This window comes from Lactiplantibacillus paraplantarum (assembly GCF_003641145.1).
GTDB classification, from domain to species: domain Bacteria; phylum Bacillota; class Bacilli; order Lactobacillales; family Lactobacillaceae; genus Lactiplantibacillus; species Lactiplantibacillus paraplantarum.
Window position 1 is genome coordinate 1,377,031 of record NZ_CP032744.1, and the last position, 23,365, is coordinate 1,400,395.

Below are 23,365 nucleotides of genomic sequence, written 5' to 3' on the forward strand. Positions count from 1 at the left end.
TCGTAGTGAATATGCTAAAATAAGACCAGACAGAGAAAGAGGAGTGTGGCACTTGTGACGAAGATTATTGATGGTAAGGCAGTAGCCAAAAAAGTTAATACGCAGACGGCAACCGCGGTGGCAGAATTAGCTGCCCAAGGAATTCAACCGGGAATTGCTGTAATTATTGTTGGGGACGATGCGGCCAGTCAGATCTATGTTCGAAATAAAAATCGCAAAGCCACTAAGTTGGGCATGCACTCCGTTGTGCGACAGTTGCCAGCAACTACGACGCAGGATGAACTATTAGCGATTATTGCAGCGTATAATACGGATGACAGTATTCATGGTATCCTGGTGCAATCACCATTGCCGTCACAAATTAATGAACCGCTGATTACGATGGCGATTGATCCTAAAAAAGATGTCGATGGTTTTCACCCGGCGAACGTTGGTAAGTTAATTACGAACTTTCCCGGAAATTATCCCGTAGCCAATACGCCCCGCGGCATTATGACAATGTTGCAGGAATATGATGTCGATCCAGCGGGTAAAACCGCGGTCGTGATTGGTCGTAGTACGATCGTTGGTAAACCGATGGCTGCTTTATTGACAAATGCTAACGCGACCGTAACCATTGCCCACAGCAAAACAGCTGATTTAAAGGCGGTAGCTCGCACAGCAGATATTTTGGTAGTTGCAACGGGAATTGCTCATCTGATCACTGGTGCTGATATCAAGCCTGGTGCGACAGTTATTGATGTTGGCATGGACCGTGATGACAATGGTAAACTAGTGGGTGACGTCGATTTTGATTCTGCCCAAGGAATTGCTGGTTTGATCACACCAGTTCCTGGTGGGGTCGGTCCAATGACGATCGCCACGTTAATGCAGACAACGGTAGAACTTGCAAAGTGGAGTGATGTAAGTGAGTGAAAGTCAACAATATTTGACAGTGACAGCTTTAACTCAGTATTTGAAGCGTAAATTTGAGGTTGATCCGTACTTGGGCAAAGTATATTTAACGGGGGAAGTTTCTAACTATCGTCCGCGTCCCAATACGCATCAGTATTTTAGCTTGAAGGATGACCATGCTAAGATTTCGGCCATCATGTTTAAGTCAGCGTTTGCTAAGGTTAAGTTTCGACCAGAAGAAGGGATGAAAGTCCTCGTAGTTGGTCGGATTGGCCTTTACGAGCCAAGTGGTAGTTATCAGATTTATGTGGAGCGTATGGAGCCAGACGGCGTTGGCGCCTTGTATCAAGCTTATGAACAATTGAAAAAGAAACTAGCAACTGAGGGGTTGTTTAGTGCACCTAAGAAGCCACTACCACGTTTTCCTAAACGAATTGCGGTGGTAACTAGTCGGAGTGGTGCAGTGATTCGTGATATTATTACAACCACTCGGCGGCGTTTCCCAATTGCCCAGATTGTCTTGTTTCCGGCACAGGTTCAAGGTGATGCGGCAGCGGCCGAAATCAGTCGGCAGATTGAACGGGCGAATGCTCAAGGTAACTTTGATACTTTGATTATTGGTCGTGGTGGTGGTTCCATTGAGGATTTATGGCCCTTCAACGAAGAAGTGGTTGCCCGAGCGATTGCCCAGAGCCAGTTACCGGTCATTTCATCAGTGGGGCATGAAACGGATACTACCATTGCTGACTTGGTTGCTGATGTACGGGCGGCAACGCCAACTGCCGCTGCCGAGTTAGCCGTTCCCGTGTACAACGATGTCCTATTACAATTGAAGCAAGATCAGACCCGGGTACTGAATGCGTTTCAGAATTTAGTTCAACGGGACCGGCAGCGCTTAAATAAATTGCAGACATCCTATGTGTTTACTCAACCTAACCGCTTGTACGAAGGCTACTTACAAAAGTTAGATTTTTTAAATGAGCGCCTTAAGCAAGCCGGTCAAAATAACTTTAATCTGGCCAGTCAGCGTTATCAACGCGCATTTCAGCAGTTACGGCAACAAACGCCGATTCACCAAGTTCGGCAAGCCCAAACACAATTGCTTAACTTACAGCAGCGGCTGAATCGCGGCACCCAATTAGTCGTGCGGCAGAAACGCCAACAATTGACGCAGACCGTTCAATCACTGGATCTATTAAGTCCGCTCAAGATTATGACCCGGGGTTATGCTTTTGTGACGGCTGATGAACAGGTCGTTCATGGGGTCAAACAGTTGCAGCCACAACAGACGGTTGCGATTCACATGGCTGATGGTGAAGCACAGGCACAGATTACTAAGATTGATGGAGGAAAATAATGGCTGAACAACCAACTTTTGAACAGAACTTATCTCAGTTAGAGACGATCGTTAATCAATTAGAACAGGGTGACGTTCCCTTGGAGCAGGCGTTAGACCAATTTCAAAAAGGAGTCGCGCTTAGTAAGCAATTACAAGCAACGTTAGAAGGGGCCGAGAAAACGCTCACTAAGATGATGGATGAAAATGGTGACGAAGTGCCGTTTGAGCAAGCTGACGCTAATGAATAAGCAACAATTAGTGGCCTTCGAAACTAAGTGGCGTCCACAAATCAATCAGTATTTGGATGAACATTTGGTGGCTTGTTCTGATCAGCCAACATTAACGGCTGCCATGCGTTATTCTGTATTAGCTGGGGGAAAACGGCTACGACCGCTGTTGACACTGGCAATTTTGGATGTTTTTGGGATAATGGTGACGCCGGCCAACTTGCGAGCCAGTGTCGCAGTTGAATTGATGCATACTTATTCGCTGATTCATGACGATCTCCCAGCAATGGATAATGACCAGCTCCGGCGTGGTGAACCGACCAATCACGTTAAGTTTGGCGAGGACGTTGCAATTTTAGCCGGTGATGCGTTGCAACCCTTAACTTTTGAGTGGATTGCAGATAGTGGGTTATCAGCAACCATCGTTGCCGACCAGACCCTGGCCTTAGCGCGAGCAACTGGTCCTCAGGGCATGGTGGCTGGTCAAATTGCCGATGTTTTGGGAGCAGGACAACATTTGGCCCTACCAGCTTTACAACAGTTACACCGTGAAAAAACGGGGGCTCTAATTCACTATGCTGTTCAGGCGGGCTTGATTCAAGCTCAAGTGCGATCAGATGTTCAGGCGCCATTGTTGCGATATGCTGATGCCTATGGATTAGCATTTCAGATTTATGATGATATTTTAGATGTGACAAGCACCCCCGCCCAATTAGGCAAAGCAACGCATAAAGATGCTAATGAGCATAAGAATACGTATCCAGGATTGCTGGGCCTAGCGGGAGCACAAACAGCGCTTAGACAAGCTGTGACAGCTGCTCAAGTCGCGTTGGAACAGGCGAGTGCTGCTAGTCATCAAAATATGGACTTATTAGCAGCTTTCTTGACGTATTTTACAGATTAAGGACTTAAATTTAGATGGAAAAAGAACGAGTTGACGTATTATTAGTACAACAAGGATTATTTGACACCCGTGAAAAGGCCAAGCGTGCCGTGATGGCTGGTGAGATCTTAGGTGTCAATGAAGAACGTTTGGATAAACCCGGCATGAAAATTCCGGTTGCAACTGAGTTACACTTGAAGGGCAAACCGATGCCCTATGTTTCACGGGGCGGCTTAAAGCTCGAAAAGGCGCTACAAAGTTTTGATATTGATGTCACTGGTAAAACGGTCTTGGATATTGGCTCATCGACGGGCGGTTTTACTGACGTCGTACTACAAAACGGCGCTAAGATGAGTTATGCGTTGGATGTTGGTAGTAATCAGTTAGTCTGGAAATTGCGCCAGGATCCACGGGTGGTGGTGATGGAACACACGAATTTCCGCTACAGTCAGCTAGCTGACTTCACCGCCGGCCAACCTAATTTTGCGTCGATTGATGTCTCATTTATTTCGTTACATTTAATCTTACCACCGTTACATGCCATTATTGAAAATGGTGGTTCAGTCGTTGCTTTGATCAAACCACAATTTGAAGCTGGTCGTGAGAATGTTGGCAAGCATGGAATTGTCCGTGATCCGGCTGTTCATCAAGCGGTGCTAACGGATATTGTCGAATTTGCGCAAGCGAATGGTTATAACGTTTTAGGACTCGATTATTCACCAATCAAGGGTGGGGAAGGTAATATTGAATTTCTGATTCATTTGCAAGCAACTGATGAAACCCCACAAATAGCGCCAACTGTGTCGATTGAGAAAACGCAAGCGGCGGCTTATGAACAATTAAATCAAGCTTAAAATTCAAATCCGGACTTTCATATTTATGCAATTTGGCTTATGATGTGTTTAAATAAGTATGAATAGCTACCGGGGGTGATCGGGTGAAGAAGCAAGAGCGCCAACGCTACATTAAACGATTATTGAGTTCGAACGAAATTGAACGTCAAGAAGACTTTGTTAAGCTGTTACGTGCCGAGAATATTGACGTGACACAGGCAACAATTTCGCGCGATATTAAGGATATGCAGCTGGTCAAGGTTCCCTCGGCAACGGGCGGTTACCATTATAGTATGCCAGTTCAGAAACAAATGGATACGGAGAAAAAACTTAAACGGACGCTGAAAGATGCTTACGTGTCCTATGCAACGCAGGATAAGTTTGTACTCATTAAGGTGTTGCCTGGTAATGGGCCGGCACTAGCAACTCTAATCGAAGCGATGCATTATGATGAAATTTTTGGGACCCTTGGTGATGATGCCAATGTCTTGATTATTTGCAAGTCACTAGCCATGACTTTAGAGTTACAACAAAAAATTCAGCGCTTACTGAGTGATAATTAAGTCAGTAAGTCGTCTTCGACCTGTTCACACGCGTGTCAGGTCGCTTTTTTTAAAATTTATAGGCTACTGGTAACGCAATTGCTTTTAAGGAGGGCTTGCGGTGTTACAAGAATTATCAATTACGAACTTTGCAATCATTGAACACTTAGATATTGCTTTTGAAGCTGGGATGACAGTTTTGACTGGTGAGACTGGTGCTGGTAAATCAATTATTATCGATGCGGTTGGTCTATTAGCGGGTGGTCGCGGATCATCGGAGTTTATTCGGACTGGTGCTGACAAGGCCATCTTGCAAGGTATGTTTATCCTGCCTGCCGATGGGGTCACGGCCCAATTACTAGATGAAGCTGGCATTGAACACGCCGATAATACCGTCATTTTACAGCGGGAAATCACTAAAAGTGGTCGTAATACGTGCCGCATCAACGGGATGTTAGTCAACACGACCACTTTAAAGCAGATTGGTGAAACGATTGTTGATATTCATGGTCAAAATGAGCATCAGGAGTTAATGCAACCTGAAAAACATCTGGGGTTGCTTGATGAATTTGCAACGACTAAGATTCGTAAATTAAAACAGCGCTATCACCAACAATATGATCGTTATCAGCAATTGAATCGTGAATTACGACAAAAAAATGCCAATGAAAAAGAGTGGGCCCAACGCTTAGATATGTTGAATTTTCAAGTTGACGAGATTGCGGCCGCGCAAGTCAAAGTTGGTGAAGAAGCAAGCCTGATTGCTGAACGTGATCGGTTAGATAATTACCAGATGATCAATCAAGCGCTTCAGCAGAGTTACACGTTGCTGGCAGCGGGAGAAGAGACGACTGGAGCTGTCGATATGGTCGGTACGGCGATGAACGCACTAGAACCAATTGCGAATTTGGATTCAGCATTTAACGAAATTACGGTAAATGTCAAGAATGCGTTTTATGGGCTACAAGATGCGGCTACTCAAATCTCAAACCAACTAGATTTGCAAGAATTTGATGAGGGGCGGCTTGATGAAATTGAGCAACGGTTAGACGTGTTGGCTCAGTTAAAACGCAAATATGGTGACTCAGAACAACAAATTTTAGATTATTATCAAAAAATTGCGACTGAGTTGGCCAAGATGACCGATTCTGAAGAAAATAGTGAGGATTTGGCCCAACAAGTTGCCGACTTAAAGCAACAATTACTTGCTACTGGAGCGTCATTGTCTGATAAACGACGAGCTGCTGCTAAAGTATTACAACGTCAGATCCATCAGGAACTAAAGGATTTGTACATGGATAAGGCAATCTTTGAAGTGCGCTTCAAGCCGACAAAGGGTCAAATTTACCGCAGTGGGCTTGATAGTGTTGAGTTTTATATTCAGACTAATCCGGGTGAACGGATGCGCCCCCTGGCCAAGATTGCCTCAGGTGGGGAACTTTCGCGAATGATGCTGGCTTTGAAAACGATTTTTTCTGAATCACAAGGGATTACGAGTATTATTTTCGATGAAGTCGATACAGGTGTCAGTGGTCGGGTTGCCCAGGCAATTGCCGAAAAGATCAATGGCATCGCCCATTTCTCGCAAGTCTTGTGTATTACCCATCTGCCACAGGTTGCAGCGATGAGTGACCACCATTACTTTATTGCGAAAAAAATTACTGGTAAGCGTACCAAAACAAGTGTGACGAAGCTAGATAATGCCGCACGTGTCCAAGAATTGGCTCGGATGTTGGCGGGAACAAAGGTAACGAAGTTGTCGCTTGAACATGCCGAGGAATTATTACAATTAGCGGATGAAGAAAAGGACCGTTGATAAGATTTTAGTTGCGCATTTAATAGGACTAACCGTATCAGGGTTGGTCTTTTTTGTTAGGCTAATTAAGTTAAGACGTTATTAGTAATACGGATAAGGATAGCGATAACTTACAATATCATGCGTTGTATTAGTTGCCATTTGATTGAAACCGGTTGTTAGTTAGATTGCTGCTCATCAGCAGGTGCGGGCTACTATGGCCGCTATACCGAGCGAATAGCACGTGTCTACTATCGGCTTGAAAGCGTGTGAAATTTTCTGCCTTGGATACAAGTCTTATTCTGAGTCGTTGACCTCTTAATTGCTAGGGTTTCTAGGCGGATTACTTTAGGGTTTAAGGGTTGGCCTGCTTGGATTACGATTTCCAACCGATGAATTCAGCACAATTGCGTGGCCCTATTAGAAATTTAAGTGATATTTTCCAAAATACAGTGGCGAGCACGATAAAATACGCAGTTTATATGTCGTGTCGTTTGCATTTTGCTTTCGTTATAAGTTATGCTGATTATAGTACAGTTTATTAAGCAATAAAATAAACTGAGTAAATGATTGGAGTGATGAGGTTGTTTCTGACAATGGAACATTTGAATAAAACGTATCCGGGTGGCAAAGTTGCCGTTGAAGATTTTAATTTAGAAATCGAAAAAGGTGAATTTGTTTGTTTCATCGGGACGTCTGGTTCAGGTAAAACGACCACGATGCGGATGATTAATCGGATGTTAAGTCAGACTTCCGGTACCATTAAGCTTAATGGTAAGGATATTAGCCAGATTGACCCGGTTAAGCTACGGCGGCAAATTGGTTACGTGATTCAAAATATTGGGTTAATGCCCCATATGACGATTCGGGATAACATTACCTTAGTGCCACGATTATTAAAGTGGCCTCAGGATAAAATGGATGAACGGGCTAAGGAAATGATTAAACTGGTCGAATTGCCAGAAGATTACTTGGACCGTTACCCGTCAGAACTTTCAGGTGGGCAGCAGCAACGGATCGGGGTTGTCCGGGCATTAGCTGCGGACCAAGACTTAGTATTGATGGATGAACCTTTTGGGGCGTTGGACCCAATTACGCGTGAAGCATTGCAAGATCTGGTTAAAGATTTGCAAGAACGGCTGGGCAAGACGTTTGTATTTGTGACCCATGATATGGATGAAGCGTTAAAATTAGCGACACGAATCGTCATTATGGATGGCGGCGATATCATGCAAGTCGATACACCAGATGGCATTTTACGCCATCCGGCAAATGAATTTGTGGAGAATTTGATTGGTAAGGATCGCTTAATTCAAGCACGGCCAAGCATCACAACGGTTGGTCAAGTGATGTTGAAAGATCCGATTGCAACAACTCCTGGCAAGTCATTGACGGTTGCGTTACGTCAAATGCATGATAAGCGAGTTGACTCCTTATTAGTAACCGATGAAGCGGGAATTTTGAAGGGCGTCATTGGTATCGAAGATGTTGATTATAACTTTAATTCAGCCACTAGTGTTGGTGATATTATGAAAACCGATATATTCTACGTTCAATCGAATTCGTTAATTCGTGATACGGTGGAGCGGATTTTGAAACGCGGCTTAAAGAATATTCCTGTGGTTGATGATCAACATCGGTTAGTCGGTATCGTGACCCGGGCTACTTTGGTTGATATTGTGTATGATGCACTCTGGGGCGATGAAGACGAAGATGAAGCTGAAAATAATATTCATCATGGGGAGGACGATGCGCCCGCTGAAGGCGGTGAACAGGGATGATAACTTTCCTACAAAACTATGGTTTGCAGCTACTGGTTAAGACCTGGCAACACTTGTATATTTCGGCGTTTTCACTGTTCTTAGGGATTATTGTAGCGGTGCCGATTGGTATTTTGCTCACACGGGTAAAGCCGATTGCGAATGTTGTCATGTCGATTGCTAGTATGTTACAAACCATTCCAGCGATGGCCTTGTTGGCCTTAATGATTCCGTTTTTCGGGATTGGGGCAATTCCAGCCATCATTGCGTTGTTCATCTATTCGTTATTACCGATTCTCCGTAATACCTACTTAGGGATGGAAGATGTTGATCCCGCTTTGGTCGATGCAGCCAAGGGAATGGGAATGACCAACTGGCAATCAATTGTTAAAGTTGAGTTACCGATGGCCGCACCAGTTATTATGGCCGGTATTCGGTTATCCGCAACGTACGTTATTGCCTGGGCCGCTTTAGCATCTTATATTGGTGCCGGTGGCCTTGGGGACTTTATCTTTAATGGGTTAAACCTCTATCGAACTGACTTAATTTTGGGTGGTTCGATTCCGGTGATTATTTTGGCCCTCATCGTTGATTGGCTGTTGGGTAAACTGGAAGCAGCGGTTACCCCAAGAACCACACAAGCGTAGGGGGGATTGAAGATGAAGAAAATTAAAAAGTGGTTGTTAGGTGTTGTTGCAACGGTTGCCAGTGGGTTGTTATTGGCTGGCTGTGGTTTTCCGGGGTTATCTGGGACCTCATCAGATACCATTCGGATTGCATCGCAAAACACGACGGAACAACAAATTATGGCATATATGATTCAAGACATGATCAAGCACTACTCTAACTTAAATACCACGATCATTAATAATTTAGGATCTGGGACGGTTAGTTTCAATGCGTTGAAGAATGATCAGGCTGATATTTCAGCGATTCGTTATACTGGGACAGACTTAACGACGATTCTGGGCGAAAAGATGGATCGGGGTAATATCAAGTCGATTGACCAAAAAGTTCGCTCACAGTTCAACAGCAAGTATCAGATGACCTACTTCCCAAGTTATGGCTTTGCCGATACCTATGCTTTTATGGTGACTAAAGCGACGGCTAAGAAATATCATTTGAATACTGTTAGTGATATGAAAAAAGTGGCTTCGAAGCTGACGGTTGGGTTGGATCAAATCTGGACAGAACGGAAGGGTGACGGTTATGCCGCCTTCCAAAAACTGTACGGGTATCAATTCGGCAAGACTTATCCAATGCAAATTGGGTTGGTCTACGATGCACTGGAATCTGGTAAGATGAATGCCATCCTCGGATACTCTACCGATGGCCGAATTGGCAGTTATGATTTGAAGATTTTGAAAGATGATAAGAATTTCTTCCCACCATACAATGCAAGTGCGGTTGCGACGAACAAGGTGTTGAAGGAACATCCGAAGTTAAAATCTATTTTAAGTCGCTTAAATGGCAAAATCAGTTTGAAGACGATGCAAAACTTGAATTATCAAGTGGATAATAACTTAGTGGAACCGGAAGTGGTTGCTAAACAGTTCCTTGAAAAGCATAATTATTTTGAAGGGAGTGACAAATAATGGCGCAGATGAACTTACTGCAACAGTTGATATACTATTACCAACAAAACGGTGTGTACGTGTTAAGCCAATTCTCGCGTCACTTCTTGATTTCAATTTACGGGGTGTTGTTTGCAGCAATTGTCGGGATTCCAATCGGCATCTTCATTGCGCATCATAGTCGGCTAAGTGCCACAGTGATTGCGATTGCCAACGTGATTCAAACGATTCCATCATTAGCGATGTTGTCGATTATCATGATTGGATTAGGACTTGGCGTCAATACGGTCATTGTAACGGTCTTCTTATACGCGTTGTTACCGATTATTAAGAATACTTATACTGGGATGCAAAATGTCAGTGCCAGTATTTTAGATTCTGGTAAGGGTATGGGAATGACACGCTGGCAGTTACTGCGGATGGTAGAATTGCCATTGTCATTATCGGTGATTATGGCTGGGCTCCGCAATGCACTCGTGTTAGCCATCGGGATTACCGCTATTGGGACCTTCGTCGGTGCCGGTGGTTTAGGTGATATCATTATTCGGGGAACCAATGCCACGAATGGTGGGGCAATTATCCTGGCTGGGGCGTTACCAACGGCCTTAATGGCAATTATTGCTGATACGGTATTGGCTTGGATTGAAAAGCGCGCCGATCCGACACAGAAATAAAACAAGGTAGCACATAAAGTCAAATAAGTTACTAAAAAAGATTGATTTACAGGTACTCCGTACTCACTCATTCAGGGAAGTCAGTGGAGCTGTAACATCAATCTTTTTGATTTGCATCAAAAACACCATGAGAATACGCAAGGTTGTATTGAACATGATTTCATCTTTTGATGCAAGTATTAATGATTAAATTAAACGCGTTTGATATAACGGATGGCATTAGGATCAACTAAATGGGTCAAATGTTGTTGTCGATTAATGAGAACTAACTGGCCACTAGTGAGTATCTTAAGCACGCCGTGAATATTATACGGGTGTGACTCAGTGAGTTGGGGTTGCATTTGTAACATAATTTGATAATGTTCCATCCGTGCTTGAGTTAAGAACAAATCCCGCTGGAAAGCCGGCATCATTGGCAGTAAGGGCGCAATGACGGTCGGGGCAGCAGTAAAGTCATCCATAAATTGGCGATAGGAAGCGTGCAGATTCTTAGAAATTAGTTTTAAATTAGATTGTTGATTTTGCATATTAGCCACCTCGAACATTTGTTTGTGTTTCCATTATACGAACAGGCGTTCTAAAAAGCAAGCCTAAAATTTATGAAATTTAACCTCTAAAAATGAAAAAAGGCTGTGTAACCTTGATAATACTTGCAATATAAGGTTAAAAAGTGCAAAATAAACTTTAAAACATATTTTAATTAAGGGGAATTTGTGATCATGGCGAAACAAGGCATGTTAATCGTCTTATCAGGTCCTTCGGGTGTCGGTAAAGGTACCGTCCGCAAGGAAATCTTTGACTCAGATGATAACGATTTTCAATATTCAGTCTCGATGACGACGCGGCAAATGCGTCCGGGCGAAGTAGATGGCAAGGACTACTATTTTGTGTCCAAAGAAGAGTTCGAGGATGAAATTAAGAGCGGCGGTATGCTTGAATATGCCAAGTATGTTGACAATTACTATGGGACGCCCTTAAAATATATTAAGCAGTCGTTGGCGGCTGGCAAAGACGTTTTCTTAGAAATTGAAGTCAACGGGGCCATGCAAGTTCGCGAAAAAATGCCAGATGGTGTCTTCATTTTCTTGACACCACCAGATTTAATGGAGTTGAAGCACCGTATCATTGGTCGTGGGACTGATGACATGAGTGTGATCAATAAGCGAATGGCCAAAGCGGTCGATGAAATCAAAATGATGCGTAATTACGATTACGCGGTTATTAATGATGAAGTCCCACTAGCTGCTGAACGAATCAAAGCGATTATTCGTAGTGAACGTTTTAGTGTTAAACGGGTCATGCCCGAGTATGAAGAAATGTTAGGAGATGCGGAATCATGATCTTATATCCATCAGTTGATGACTTATTGAAGCAAGTTAATTCGCGTTACTCATTGATTATGTTAGCTAGCAAGCGGGCCCACGAATTGGACGCCGGTGCAGCACCAATGCTTAGCGAATACAAATCGGTTAAAACGATTGGTCGGGCCATGGAAGAAATTGCGGCCGGTGACTTAATGATCGATCCAGATGAAACTGACAAAGATTAGTAACAAAACGGTGTGCTAAGCCAGCTTGGGCTTGGCACTTTTTTTATGAAGAATGATGCGGACGTTCAGCTTCACGTTACTGTCGATTCTTGATACAATTGATTTATTAAAGTGCAAAAATTTCGATGAGATGCTTAGCGAGATTTTAGAAGGACGTGAAGAAGTGAGTATATGGACAAAGCGTCATGTGACGGTGGTCGTTAGTGGTGGGATTGCGAGTTATAAAGCGTTAGTGTTGATCCGTAGTCTAATGCGACAGGGGGCGGTGGTGCGAGTCGCGATGACAGCTCACGCAGCTGAATTTATCACACCGCTGACCTTTCAAACTTTAACGCAGCAACCAGTGGTCATTGATGAGTTTACAACCACCGACCCACAGCACGTGGTTCACGTGGCGTTAGCCGACTGGACGGAAGTGATGATTCTGGTTCCGGCAACGGCTAATTTGATTGCTAAGGTGGCCAATGGTCTAGCCGATGATGCCGCAACGACGACAATCTTAGCGACGACCGCACCTAAGTTTGTGGTGCCAGCAATGAATTCACATATGTATGCTAATCCAGCTACTCAGCGTAATTTACAACAGTTGACGGCAGATGGCTTACACGTCTTAACTCCCGCTACGGGTATGTTAGCAGAAGGTTATGTTGGTCAAGGGCGGATGCCGGAACCAGAGGTGATTTTGGCCTGGTTGACAGATCAATTGATTCAGCTGACGCCTGATTTACCATTAGCAGGGCGGCGAGTAGTCGTCACTGCGGGTGGCACGCGGGAAGCATTGGACCCTGTTCGGTTTATTACTAACCGCTCATCTGGTAAGATGGGGTACGCGATAGCCCAAGTGGCGCGGGAGTTCGGTGCAACGGTGACACTTATTAGTGCAACAACGCATTTACCAGCACCTAGTGGCGTTAAAGTTATGATGGTCGACTCGGCACAAGCCTTACTGACGGCCGTTAGTGATGTTTATGACGCTACAGATATTTTGGTGATGGCGGCGGCGGTTTCAGATTATCGGCCAGTCGAATTAGCTGACCAGAAGATTAAAAAACCAGCTGATCATGCTGACTTAACGTTACGGTTAACCGAAACACCGGATATCTTAAAAACGCTGGCGGCCCGAAAACGCCATCAGTACGTGATTGGCTTTGCTGCTGAAACCCAATCTTTGTTAGCTAATGCAAATCGTAAGTTAACTAGCAAAAAATTGGATTTAATTGTTGCTAACGATGTTTCCAAGCCTGGAGTAGGGTTTAATGGTGATACGAATCAGGTTACTTTATTACGGCCGCAGCAGCAACCGGTAACGACTGAATTAGCAACGAAATCCGTGATTGCAAGAAAGATTTTAACGACTGCGATTGCGGATGGTGCCGGCAAACAAGCATAATTGAGTAGAGAGGAAGGGTCGTGTGGCACAAATTGCCCAAGTATTAGTCGATGTGCCCACTATGCAGACAAATCGACCGTATAGTTATCAAATTCCAATCGCGTGGCAATCACAGGTGCAACCCGGCATGCGGGTTGTGGTTCCCTTTGGCCGTGGTAAGCGACGGGTACAAGGTTTCGTGCTATCCTGTGATGATGTTAGCAATTTTGAGGGAGATTTGAAACCAATCGATGCGGTGGTTGACCTAGCACCGGTACTGAACACTGAAGCGTTGGCTTTGACCGAATGGTTAGCAGCCAGTACGTTTTCGTTTCAGATTACTTGTGCCCAGACGATGTTGCCCGCGGTAATGCGGGCTAAGTACGAAAAACAGCTCCGGACGACGGCAACGACGCCGACTGAGATTCAAGCCACGCTGTTTGGTGGTAAATCGATGGTGGCGTTTGATGATGTCGCTACGACCCCGGCGCTGGTCAGTCAATTGTTACAATTGCAAGCTATGGGGCAAGTCGATGTTTATTATCAAGTTAAAAATCAAGCTCGTCGTAAAACACAAACGGCGGTGAAGGCTATCCTGACTAATGAACAATTACAGACGGCTGAAACTAGCGTGCGGGCGGGTGCCACTCAACAATTGGCAGTGCTCCGTGGGCTAATGACCTTAAATGGCGAGACCATTCCCCAAAAGGAATTTTGTGCACGCTTTGGTGTGAACGACGGTGCAATTCGTACGGCCGTACAGAAGGGGTGGCTCGAAAAAGTAGCGGTCGAAGTTTATCGTGATCCCTATGCGACGAGTGATATCCAGGCCACCAAGGCGCTACGGTTAAATGATGAACAGCAAGTGGCTGTAGATCAGATTACCCAGGCGGTTGATCAAGCCGCAACAACAACATTTCTGTTAGAAGGCGTTACGGGGAGCGGGAAGACAGAGGTGTATTTACAATCGATGGCGGCCGCATTGGCGCAAGGCAAAACGGCGTTAATGTTAGTTCCTGAAATTTCGCTGACACCCCAAATGGTTCAACGCGTGAAGGGGCGCTTTGGCAAGGCGGTCGCAGTCTTGCACAGCGGTCTATCTAGCGGTGAAAAATATGACGAGTGGCGACGAATTCAACGGGGCGAAGCCCAAGTCGTTGTTGGGGCACGTTCGGCTGTCTTTGCGCCGTTAAAAAATCTTGGCTTGATCGTCATGGATGAAGAGCATGAGAGCACTTATAAGCAGGACGATGCTCCACGCTACCATGCCCGACAAGTGGCTTTATGGCGTAGTCGTTATCATCATTGTCCAGTTGTCCTTGGTTCGGCCACGCCGTCGTTAGAAACGCGTGCTCGCGCTGAAAAAGGGGTTTATCAACGGTTACTACTTGCTGACCGGGTTAATCAGCGACCACTTCCCAAAGTGTCGATTATTGATATGAAAAAGGAAATGCAGCAACATGCTGAGAGTAATTTTTCGGCCCCCTTACTCGTCGCTTTGCAAGATCGACTTGAACGTCATGAGCAGAGCGTTTTAATGCTCAATCGGCGGGGGTACTCGTCATTTGTGTTGTGCCGGGATTGTGGCTTTGTCTTGAAGTGTCCTAATTGTGATATTTCACTGACACTACACATGGACACGCATACGATGAAGTGCCATTATTGTGGTCACGAAGAAGCTATTCCACGAAGCTGTCCCAACTGTCATAGTCGTCAGATTCGTTATTATGGGACGGGGACTGAGAAGGTCGAGGAAGAGTTGCAAGAGTTGCTCCCTGACGCTCACATTATTCGGATGGATAATGATACGACCCGTAAAAAAGGGGCCCATGCTAAACTATTGGCCCAGTTTGGGAGTGGTGAGGCCGATATTTTGATTGGCACGCAGATGATTGCTAAGGGACTGGATTTTCCTAATGTGACCCTGGTGGGGGTCTTGAATGCTGATACCGCCCTAGGGTTACCAGATTTTCGGGCGAGTGAACGCACTTTTCAACTATTAACGCAGGTAAGTGGCCGGGCTGGTCGGGCAGAAAAGAGTGGCCACGTTTATATTCAGACGTTTAATCCCGATCATTATGCGATTCGCTTCGCACAACACCACGATTATGAAGGTTTCTTCAAGTATGAGATGCAGATGCGGCATCGTGGTGGCTACCCACCGTATTACTTTACTGTCCAGATCACAGCCAGTGACTTAGACGAGGGGGTGGCGGCTAAACGCATGTACCAATTACTACAGTGGCTACGGCCGCGCTTGGCACCGTCGACAATTTTATTAGGCCCAACGCCAAAACCAATTGCACGGGTCAATCGCCGGTATTATTATCAAATTGTGATTAAATATAAACAAGAACCCAATTTGGCTAGCACATTGACAACGCTATTACATGAGACACAAGCGCAACAACGGCAAGGACTACAGATTGGTATTGACGTGGAACCCTTGCATTTTATGTAGTGGGATGAGGAGGAAGTTTGACAATGACATCAATCGTTTTTATGGGAACGCCCGCATTTGCGGCACCGATTCTCGAAAGTCTAATTAAAGCACAGTACCAAGTACTGGGGGTCGTGACCCAGCCAGACCGAAAAGTTGGTCGTAAACACGTCATAACAGCTTCACCAGTCAAAGAAGTGGCGGTTGCCCATAATATTCCTGTTTTTCAACCTGAGAAAATTGGTGGCAGTCCTGAAATGCAACAGATTATTGATTTACAGCCCGATTTAATTGTCACGGCTGCTTTTGGTCAATTCTTACCAACGAAACTGTTGAAGGCAGCTAAACTTGGTGCGGTCAACGTTCATGGGTCGTTGTTGCCTAAGTATCGTGGTGGTGCGCCCGTTCAATATTCAATCATCAATGGCGAGGCCGAGACGGGAATTACGATTATTTATATGGTCAAAAAGATGGACGCTGGCGACATGTTGGCTCAGCGTGCGATTCCTATCGAGAAAACGGATGATACTGGAACGATGTTTGATAAGTTGAGTCTAGTTGGCCGGGACCTCCTATTGGAAACCTTGCCTAAGCTCATTGCTGGCGAAATTACGGCGGTCCCTCAGGATGAGGCCCAAGTCACGTTCGCACCGAACATTCAACCGGAACAAGAGGTCTTAGACTTCTTTACGAAAACGGCGGCTGAAATCGATAATCAAGTTCGAGGTATGCGGCCAGCACCAATTGCCTACGCTATCTTAGATGGGAAGCGTACCAAGTTCTGGGATGTTACCCCCTTAGCAGATGAAGTGGTCACGCAAGCTCCTGGGCAAGTGGTACGCAAAACTAAGCATGAGCTGGTGATTGCGGCGGCTGACCATACGGCGTTAGCCATCAATCAGTTACAACCAGCTGGTAAACCTAAGATGACAATTACAGACTATTTAAATGGGGCGGCGGATAAATTCGCCACCGGAGAGCAGGTTATTAGTAAATGAGTACAGTTGGCAATACCCCCCGCTGGTTAGCGGTTGCCGCTTTGGCAAAAATTAAGAACGGCGCATATTCGAATTTGCAATTAAATCAATTAATTAATGAACACCAGATGGATCGGCGTGATATTAATCTGCTGACTAATATGGTTTACGGCGTTATTCAGCACCGTTTGACCCTGGAGTACTGGTTGCAACCGTTCGTTCGGCATCCGCATCAGATTGATCCGTGGGTGCGGGAGTTATTATTAAGTGCGTTATATCAATGGCAATATCTGGACAAAATTCCACAACGAGCCGTTTTCAATGAAACAATTGAAATTGCCAAGGTTAAGGGTCATCCTGGTATTCGCCGGTTTGTGACCGGGGTGTTACATCAAATGGATCGGTCAGGGCTCCCAAGCTTTGATGCAATTGAAGACCCTGATGAACGCTTAAGTGTGACTTATAGTATGCCGGTATGGTTGATTCAAGAACTTCGTCGCCAATTGGGTGCTGATAAAATGGAACAAATCATTGCCTCATTGAATCAGCCTGCTAAGCAAGCATTGCGTGTCAATACCGCTTTATCGACTGTCGAAGACGTGACGACCGCGCTAACTAATGATGGCTTAACGGTTGTGCCCAGTGAAATTTCACCATTAGGCCTAATTGCAACGGACGGTCAAGTTATCAATACAGAAGCAATGCGGTATGGCATGCTGACAATTCAAGACGAAAGCGCCCAGCTAGTCGTTCCAGCTTTAAACCCACAACCGGGCGATCACGTCTTAGATGCCTGTGCAGCACCGGGGGGCAAGACGACCCAGATTGCAGCTCGCTTAGATACCGATCAAGGCGGTGAAGTTGTTGCCCTTGATATTCATGCTAATAAAGTGAAGCTGATTGGCCAGAATGCTGCTCGCATGCACGTAGCTGATCGTGTTGCTGCGACCGAATTAGATGCGCGTAAAGTTGGGACTCAATTCAATGACGAAAGCTTTGACCGAATTTTGGTCGATGCACCATGTTCGGGACTGGGGTTGATGCGGCGAAAACCTGAGATTCGCTATGAGAAGCAATTACAAGATAGTTTGAACTTGCAACGTATTCAATTGGCGATTTTAACGGCGGTTGCGCCCACTTTGAAAAAAGGTGGTATCATGACGTATAGTACTTGTACGATTTTGCAACAGGAAAACCAGGACGTGATTACCAAATTTCTGGCGGATCATCCTGACTTTGAGTTGCAAACAACGCCAACTGAACGAGATTTGAAAGCTGAACGAACGGAAAAAACTTTGTCGATTTATCCCGACGACTACTTATCCGACGGCTTTTTCATTGCTTGTTTACGAAAAAAATAATGGTGGAGTGGTAAACAATGGATTTTGCATACCGGTCGGATATTGGCCAACAGCGTGAAGAAAATGAAGACTATGTCGGCTTCTTCCAAAACAAAGCGGGGATTAATTTTGCAATTGTTGCGGATGGGATTGGTGGTCACCAGGGGGGCGATGTTGCTTCCGAAATGGCGGTCTCACACATGGGTTTTCGTTTTGAAAATACGACGTTTAAAGAACCCAATGATGCCGTCAAGTGGCTGGCAAGTGAGGTTCAAGATGAAAATCAGCATATTATTGAAAAAGCCCGTGAATTTTCTGACTTGAACGGGATGGGCACGACGATGGTAGCAGCGTTGCTCTTTGATCAGAATTTTTTGATGGCTAACATTGGCGATAGTCGGGGCTACCTTTTTCGTGACGGTCAGCTACATCAATTGACTGAGGACCATTCGCTAGTCAACGAACTCGTTAAGCGGGGTGAAATTTCAGCTGAACAGGCGCGTCAACATCCTCAAAAAAATATTATTACGCGGACGTTGGGGATTTCACCCGATGCGGATATTGATACGAACCTCTATCAGATGCAGCCCGGTGATCAATTGTTATTATGCTCAGACGGGTTAACCAATATGGTGACTGATCAACAGTTGGCGACTGTCTTGGCAACGACAAAGACAGCGACACAAAAGTGTGAGACGTTGATTAAGCTAGCTAATGCCGCTGGTGGTAAGGACAATATTACGGCGCTGATTATGACGCTTGATGGTGAGGTGGCCAGTAAATGACACCCAACTATACCCTTAGCGGACGGTATCGGATCGTCCGGTCCTTAGGTGAAGGTGGGATGGCCAACGTTTACTTGGCACATGACTTAATATTAGATCGTGATGTTGCGGTCAAACTGCTCCGGTTAGACTTACGTGATGATCCTAAGACCATCAAACGTTTTCAACGTGAGGCACTGGCAACGACGGAACTTGTTCACCCCCACATTGTTAGTTTATATGATGTTGGCGAAGAAAATGGCATGCAGTATTTAGTCATGGAGTACGTCAAGGGGATGGATCTTAAAAATTATATTAAAGAGAACTTTCCTTTACCGTTACAGCAAGTGATTGACATCATGGAGCAAATATTAAGTGCCGTGGCAACGGCCCACGCGCATAATATTATTCATCGGGACTTAAAACCACAAAACATTTTAATTGATGAACAAGGCAATGCTAAAATTACTGATTTTGGGATTGCGGTTGCGTTATCTGAACATACTATGACACAAACGAATACGATTTTAGGTTCAGTGCACTATTTGTCACCAGAGCAAGCCCGTGGGAGCATGGCAACTAAGCAATCTGACATTTATTCGTTAGGAATTATTTTATATGAGATGTTAACGGGGTCGGTCCCGTTCAAGGGCGAGACAGCGGTTTCTATCGCATTAAAACACTTTCAAAATGCCATGCCGTCCGTCCGGGAATTTGATGCGGATATTCCGCAAGCTCTCGAAAATGTGGTCTTGCAGGCAACAACGAAAGATCCACGGGAACGTTACGCGACGGTTGAGGATATGGCGGCTGATTTATTGACAGCATTGGCTAGTAGCCGTGCTGGTGAAAAACGGTTTGTGCCGGAGGATGTTGGCAATGATGAGACAAAGATCATGCCAAGTGCTGATATTCAGGCGGCGATTACGGCTAATCGTGACGGCAAGACACAAGCTGTTGCACAGCCGACGACTTCTCAACCACGGGGAAACACAACTAATACGACGGATGATCAAGCGGCGGCTGAAGAACCATTACCAACGCGCTCATGGTCTAAGCGTCATCCCTTGCGGCGGCGGCTTCTCTTTTGGGGTGGAATCATCTTATTGCTCGTCGTGGCTGTGATCGTGGGTCTCGAGTTAAGCCGACCACAAATGACGAGTGTGCCCAAAGTGACTGGTTTGAGCCAGCGTGCAGCCACTAAGGTGCTCAAAAAGCACCATCTGGTTGTGGGAACGGTTCAACATGCTAAAAGTAATCAAGTCGCTAAAAATCAGGTGATCAAGTCAACGCCGACCACGAAGGCACGGGTACAAGAGCGTTCCCGTATTAACTTGGTGATCAGCAATGGTGCTAAAGTTATGAGCTTTGGCAACTATGTTAACGATAATTATCATGATGTGCGGCAGACACTTAAGTCGGCGGGATTTAAAGTTAAAGAAACTTACAGTACGTCGTCGGTTGCGGCTGGTCAAATTATCAGTCAAGACGTTGTCGCTGGTAGTCGGGTCATGCCAACGGATACGACGGTGACCTTTACAGTTAGTGCTGGTAGTCGTTACGTTGAGTTGAAGGATTTAACTGGTGAGAGTCAAAGTGATATTTTAGATTACGCGCGGGCGAACGATTTAAACGTTAACTTTAAACAAGGTTATTCTTCAGATCAAAAGTCCGGGTACTCCTTTGATCAGGATCCGGATGGTGGCGGCAATGTCCGAACTGGCTCGACCGTCACGGTGACGATGTCGCGGGGGAGTGACGATAACGCGACGACACCGCAGAATTTTTATGTTAAACTAACGGTACCATATAAGGCTTTAACGGCAACGACTGCTCAGGCGAATGACGTTAAGATTTATTTATATGACGATACCCACATGGTTGAGACGGTTTATCGTGATATTGCGATTATGCGGTCGACCAAGATTAGTTTACCGTTTCAGTTGACTGGTAATACGAAGGGGCGTTACCGGATTGTCCGTAACGGGGTGACGATCATGGAAAAGAAAAATATTACGAGCGAAAATGCAACAAAATAACGATAAGTCATGCGCAATGCATGACTTTTTTGGTACAATAGAGAAAAGTGGACCGTACCAAATAATATAAAAGGTGGTGCTAATTTGAAAATTGGACAAATTCGGCAATCGCTGAGCGGCTTTTATGACGTTTATGCTGATGGCCAGATGTATCGTACCCGGGCCCGCGGAAATTTCCGAAAGCGACGGATCACGCCGCTTGTCGGTGATAACGTAGAGTTTGATGCGCCGACTCCGCAAGAAGGTTACGTGTTAAAGATACTTGATCGGCAGACCCAGTTGGTACGGCCGCCAGTGGCCAATGTTGATCTGGGTATCGTGGTGACTGCGGCGACCGATCAAGAATTTTCAACGAATTTATTGGATCGTCAGTTAGTTGCATTAGCGGTGGCTGGCATTGAACCGTTACTTTACTTTGCAAAAACGGATCTATTAACGGATGAGGTATATCAACAGCGCCTAACGCTGGCGGAAGCTTATCGCCAGATTGGGTATCAAGTTATTTGTGAGCGGACGGCATTTTCACCCACAGCGTTAGCGGCAGTTAAGACGGCTTTGACTGATCATGTAGCTGTCGTCATGGGTCAAACCGGTGCTGGCAAGTCGACGTTACTGAATCATTTGCAACCGGGGTTAGACCTAGCGACGGGTGAAATTTCACAGGCGTTGAATCGTGGGAAACATACGACGCGGAAGGTTAGTCTGATTCCGATTGCCGGAGGATTAGTGGCCGATACACCTGGTTTTTCATCCTACGAAGTGTTTGATATTGCAGCCAACGAGTTGACGCATTATTTTCCAGAGTTTGTGCGCCTTAGTGTTGATTGCAAGTATCGGGGCTGTGTTCATATTAATGAACCGCAGTGTGCCGTCAAACGGGCACTGGCCGCTGGTGAGGTATTAGCGAGTCGCTATGATAACTATTTACAATTCTATGAAACTATTAAAAATAAAAAAGTAATCTATAATAAGAAAAAGTGAGTGAGACGAATGATTAAAGTTGCCCCTTCAATTTTAAGTGCAGATTTTGCTAACCTTCAACGTGACGTCCAGATGGCTGAAAATGCTGGTGCGGATGCGTTGCATATTGATGTTATGGATGGTCAGTTCGTACCGAACTTATCATTTGGAATGAGTACCGTGGCGGATTTACGGCCAGTAACTTCGTTAATGTTGGATTGTCATTTAATGATTATGAATCCTGAACGATTTGTCGGTCAGTTTGCAAAGGCCGGTGCGGATTTGATCGGAGTGCACGTTGAAAGCACCCGGCATATTTATCACGCCTTACAGTTGATCAAGGACGCCGGAGCGAAGGCCGAAATCGTGGTTAACCCTGGAACGACGCTTAGTATGATTAGTGAATTATTACCACTAGTGGACCAAGTCTTGATTATGACGGTCAATCCTGGTTTCGGTGGTCAGCATTTTCTGCCACAGATGGTCGCTAAAATTGCGGCGTTAAATGAATTAAAGCAACAGCACGACTATCATTTTGACATTGAAGTCGATGGGGGAATTAATGACCAAACGGTTAAAGCTTGCTATGATGCCGGTGCAACGGTTGCAGTCGCTGGTTCATATGTTTATAACAGCTCGCAACCTGCGCAACGGATTCAGGATCTGAAGGTGGCGACTAATTAATGGCAACCATCGTAAACTTACTGGTGGGCGGTCCGACCGCTAATTATCCAGCAGATTTAACGACGATTCCAGGACCGTGGGTCGGTGCTGATCGGGGTGCGCTGCGGTTAGTGAAGCGTGGCATCCAGCCTGTGATGGTGGTTGGCGATTTTGATTCGATTAACTCGACCGAACTACAGGCTGTTAAGGACGCACTGGTGGGGGCCGTGGTGGTTAAACCAGATCAAGATCACACTGATACCCAATTGGCCCTCAAATCCATCTTTGAACAGTTACAGCCAGATGAAGTTCATCTATATGGTGCAACGGGTGGTCGATTAGACCATTTACTAGCCAACATTTGGTTGGTGCTTGATCCGGTATTTCGTCGATGGGCGCCCCAGATTAAGATAATTGATAAGCAAAATACGATTCAATTCTTCTTACCTGGAGATTATCAGATCACAAAGGAAGCAGATAAACGTTATTTGGCTTTTGTGCCACTAATGCCGATGCATCTAACGTTACCTGATGAAAAATATCAACTAGATGCGGCTTATAATGCGTATCCAATTTCGTGGGCCAGTAATGAGTTCAGTGGGAATGTGGGCCATTTCAGCTTTGACGCGGGTGTTTTAGCCGTTATTCAAAGTCGTGATGACACCATGACGGACGCGTAGGCTGGTCAGGCTGAATGCATATTAAAAGACCGATTAATGAGTCGTGAAACACATTAATCGGTC

At 45.3% G+C, this 23,365-nt stretch carries 23 protein-coding genes; 22 read left to right on the plus strand and 1 reads right to left on the minus strand.

Annotation, left to right across the window (positions count from 1 at the left end; translation table 11 throughout):
• Positions 1–54: 54 nt before the first annotated feature.
• The 11 genes from LP667_RS06640 (at position 55) to LP667_RS06690 (ending at position 10,521) form a co-directional block, all read left to right on the plus strand.
• On the plus strand, positions 55–915 hold the full coding sequence (locus LP667_RS06640; RefSeq protein ID WP_021731668.1) for a bifunctional methylenetetrahydrofolate dehydrogenase/methenyltetrahydrofolate cyclohydrolase: 861 nt from the start codon (positions 55–57) through the stop codon (positions 913–915).
• Positions 908–2,251, plus strand: coding sequence for an exodeoxyribonuclease VII large subunit (xseA, locus tag LP667_RS06645; RefSeq protein ID WP_021731667.1), 1,344 nt, complete (start codon positions 908–910; stop codon positions 2,249–2,251). The genes LP667_RS06640 and xseA overlap by 8 nt, the downstream gene beginning before the upstream one ends.
• Positions 2,251–2,481 (plus strand): exodeoxyribonuclease VII small subunit, encoded by a 231-nt coding sequence (locus tag LP667_RS06650; protein ID WP_003638601.1) that lies wholly within the window; start codon positions 2,251–2,253, stop codon positions 2,479–2,481. Before xseA ends, LP667_RS06650 begins: the two co-directional genes overlap by 1 nt.
• Positions 2,474–3,364, plus strand: a complete 891-nt coding sequence (locus tag LP667_RS06655) for a polyprenyl synthetase family protein (RefSeq protein WP_021731666.1) — start codon at positions 2,474–2,476, stop codon at positions 3,362–3,364. The genes LP667_RS06650 and LP667_RS06655 overlap by 8 nt, the downstream gene beginning before the upstream one ends.
• Positions 3,365–3,378: 14 nt before the next feature.
• Complete coding sequence (locus LP667_RS06660) at positions 3,379–4,197, plus strand: TlyA family RNA methyltransferase (protein ID WP_021731665.1); 819 nt, start codon at positions 3,379–3,381, stop codon at positions 4,195–4,197.
• 83 nt (positions 4,198–4,280) lie between these two features.
• Complete coding sequence (locus LP667_RS06665) at positions 4,281–4,739, plus strand: arginine repressor (RefSeq protein ID WP_021731664.1); 459 nt, start codon at positions 4,281–4,283, stop codon at positions 4,737–4,739.
• A 100-nt stretch (positions 4,740–4,839) separates the two neighbouring features.
• Positions 4,840–6,534 (plus strand): DNA repair protein RecN, encoded by a 1,695-nt coding sequence (recN, locus tag LP667_RS06670; RefSeq protein WP_021731663.1) that lies wholly within the window; start codon positions 4,840–4,842, stop codon positions 6,532–6,534.
• 575 nt (positions 6,535–7,109) lie between these two features.
• Entirely contained in the window at positions 7,110–8,294 is a 1,185-nt protein-coding gene (locus LP667_RS06675) for a betaine/proline/choline family ABC transporter ATP-binding protein (protein WP_162257771.1), read from the plus strand.
• Positions 8,291–8,920, plus strand: a complete 630-nt coding sequence (locus LP667_RS06680) for an ABC transporter permease (RefSeq protein WP_021731661.1) — start codon at positions 8,291–8,293, stop codon at positions 8,918–8,920. Before LP667_RS06675 ends, LP667_RS06680 begins: the two co-directional genes overlap by 4 nt.
• Before the next feature lie 12 nt (positions 8,921–8,932).
• The gene (locus LP667_RS06685) at positions 8,933–9,868 is read left to right on the plus strand and encodes an osmoprotectant ABC transporter substrate-binding protein (protein ID WP_021731660.1); all 936 of its coding nucleotides are present in this window, start codon (positions 8,933–8,935) and stop codon (positions 9,866–9,868) included.
• Complete coding sequence (locus LP667_RS06690) at positions 9,868–10,521, plus strand: ABC transporter permease (RefSeq protein ID WP_003640359.1); 654 nt, start codon at positions 9,868–9,870, stop codon at positions 10,519–10,521. The genes LP667_RS06685 and LP667_RS06690 overlap by 1 nt, the downstream gene beginning before the upstream one ends.
• 191 nt (positions 10,522–10,712) lie before the next feature.
• Here LP667_RS06690 and LP667_RS06695 read toward each other — a convergent pair whose 3' ends face one another.
• Positions 10,713–11,048, minus strand: a complete 336-nt coding sequence (locus LP667_RS06695; RefSeq protein ID WP_021731659.1) for a hypothetical protein — start codon at positions 11,046–11,048, stop codon at positions 10,713–10,715.
• Between the two features lie 192 nt (positions 11,049–11,240).
• Here LP667_RS06695 and gmk point away from each other — a divergent pair, with 192 nt between their 5' ends.
• The 11 genes from gmk (at position 11,241) to LP667_RS06750 (ending at position 23,302) form a co-directional block, all read left to right on the plus strand.
• Positions 11,241–11,861 (plus strand): guanylate kinase, encoded by a 621-nt coding sequence (gmk, locus tag LP667_RS06700; RefSeq protein ID WP_003640361.1) that lies wholly within the window; start codon positions 11,241–11,243, stop codon positions 11,859–11,861.
• Positions 11,858–12,070 (plus strand): DNA-directed RNA polymerase subunit omega, encoded by a 213-nt coding sequence (gene rpoZ, locus LP667_RS06705; RefSeq protein ID WP_003640362.1) that lies wholly within the window; start codon positions 11,858–11,860, stop codon positions 12,068–12,070. Before gmk ends, rpoZ begins: the two co-directional genes overlap by 4 nt.
• Positions 12,071–12,233: 163 nt before the next feature.
• Complete coding sequence (gene coaBC / locus LP667_RS06710) at positions 12,234–13,460, plus strand: bifunctional phosphopantothenoylcysteine decarboxylase/phosphopantothenate--cysteine ligase CoaBC (protein ID WP_033609478.1); 1,227 nt, start codon at positions 12,234–12,236, stop codon at positions 13,458–13,460.
• 22 nt (positions 13,461–13,482) lie between these two features.
• Positions 13,483–15,900 carry a primosomal protein N' gene (gene priA / locus LP667_RS06715; protein ID WP_021731657.1) on the plus strand — a complete coding sequence of 806 codons (2,418 nt, stop codon included), beginning with the start codon at positions 13,483–13,485 and terminating at the stop codon, positions 15,898–15,900.
• Between the two features lie 23 nt (positions 15,901–15,923).
• The gene (fmt, locus tag LP667_RS06720; RefSeq protein WP_021731656.1) at positions 15,924–16,877 is read left to right on the plus strand and encodes a methionyl-tRNA formyltransferase; all 954 of its coding nucleotides are present in this window, start codon (positions 15,924–15,926) and stop codon (positions 16,875–16,877) included.
• Positions 16,874–18,217: a 16S rRNA (cytosine(967)-C(5))-methyltransferase RsmB gene (gene rsmB / locus LP667_RS06725; RefSeq protein WP_021731655.1), complete on the plus strand. Its 1,344-nt coding sequence runs from the start codon at positions 16,874–16,876 to the stop codon at positions 18,215–18,217. The genes fmt and rsmB overlap by 4 nt, the downstream gene beginning before the upstream one ends.
• Positions 18,218–18,234: 17 nt before the next feature.
• A complete protein-coding gene (locus LP667_RS06730) occupies positions 18,235–18,981 on the plus strand; it encodes a Stp1/IreP family PP2C-type Ser/Thr phosphatase (protein WP_021731654.1) in 747 nt (248 codons plus the stop codon).
• The gene (gene pknB / locus LP667_RS06735) at positions 18,978–20,999 is read left to right on the plus strand and encodes a Stk1 family PASTA domain-containing Ser/Thr kinase (protein ID WP_021731653.1); all 2,022 of its coding nucleotides are present in this window, start codon (positions 18,978–18,980) and stop codon (positions 20,997–20,999) included. The genes LP667_RS06730 and pknB overlap by 4 nt, the downstream gene beginning before the upstream one ends.
• An 84-nt stretch (positions 21,000–21,083) precedes the next feature.
• Complete coding sequence (rsgA, locus tag LP667_RS06740; RefSeq protein ID WP_021731652.1) at positions 21,084–21,980, plus strand: ribosome small subunit-dependent GTPase A; 897 nt, start codon at positions 21,084–21,086, stop codon at positions 21,978–21,980.
• Between the two features lie 9 nt (positions 21,981–21,989).
• Positions 21,990–22,643 carry a ribulose-phosphate 3-epimerase gene (gene rpe, locus LP667_RS06745; RefSeq protein WP_021731651.1) on the plus strand — a complete coding sequence of 218 codons (654 nt, stop codon included), beginning with the start codon at positions 21,990–21,992 and terminating at the stop codon, positions 22,641–22,643.
• The gene (locus LP667_RS06750; protein ID WP_021731650.1) at positions 22,643–23,302 is read left to right on the plus strand and encodes a thiamine diphosphokinase; all 660 of its coding nucleotides are present in this window, start codon (positions 22,643–22,645) and stop codon (positions 23,300–23,302) included. Before rpe ends, LP667_RS06750 begins: the two co-directional genes overlap by 1 nt.
• The last annotated feature ends 63 nt before the right edge of the window (positions 23,303–23,365 follow it).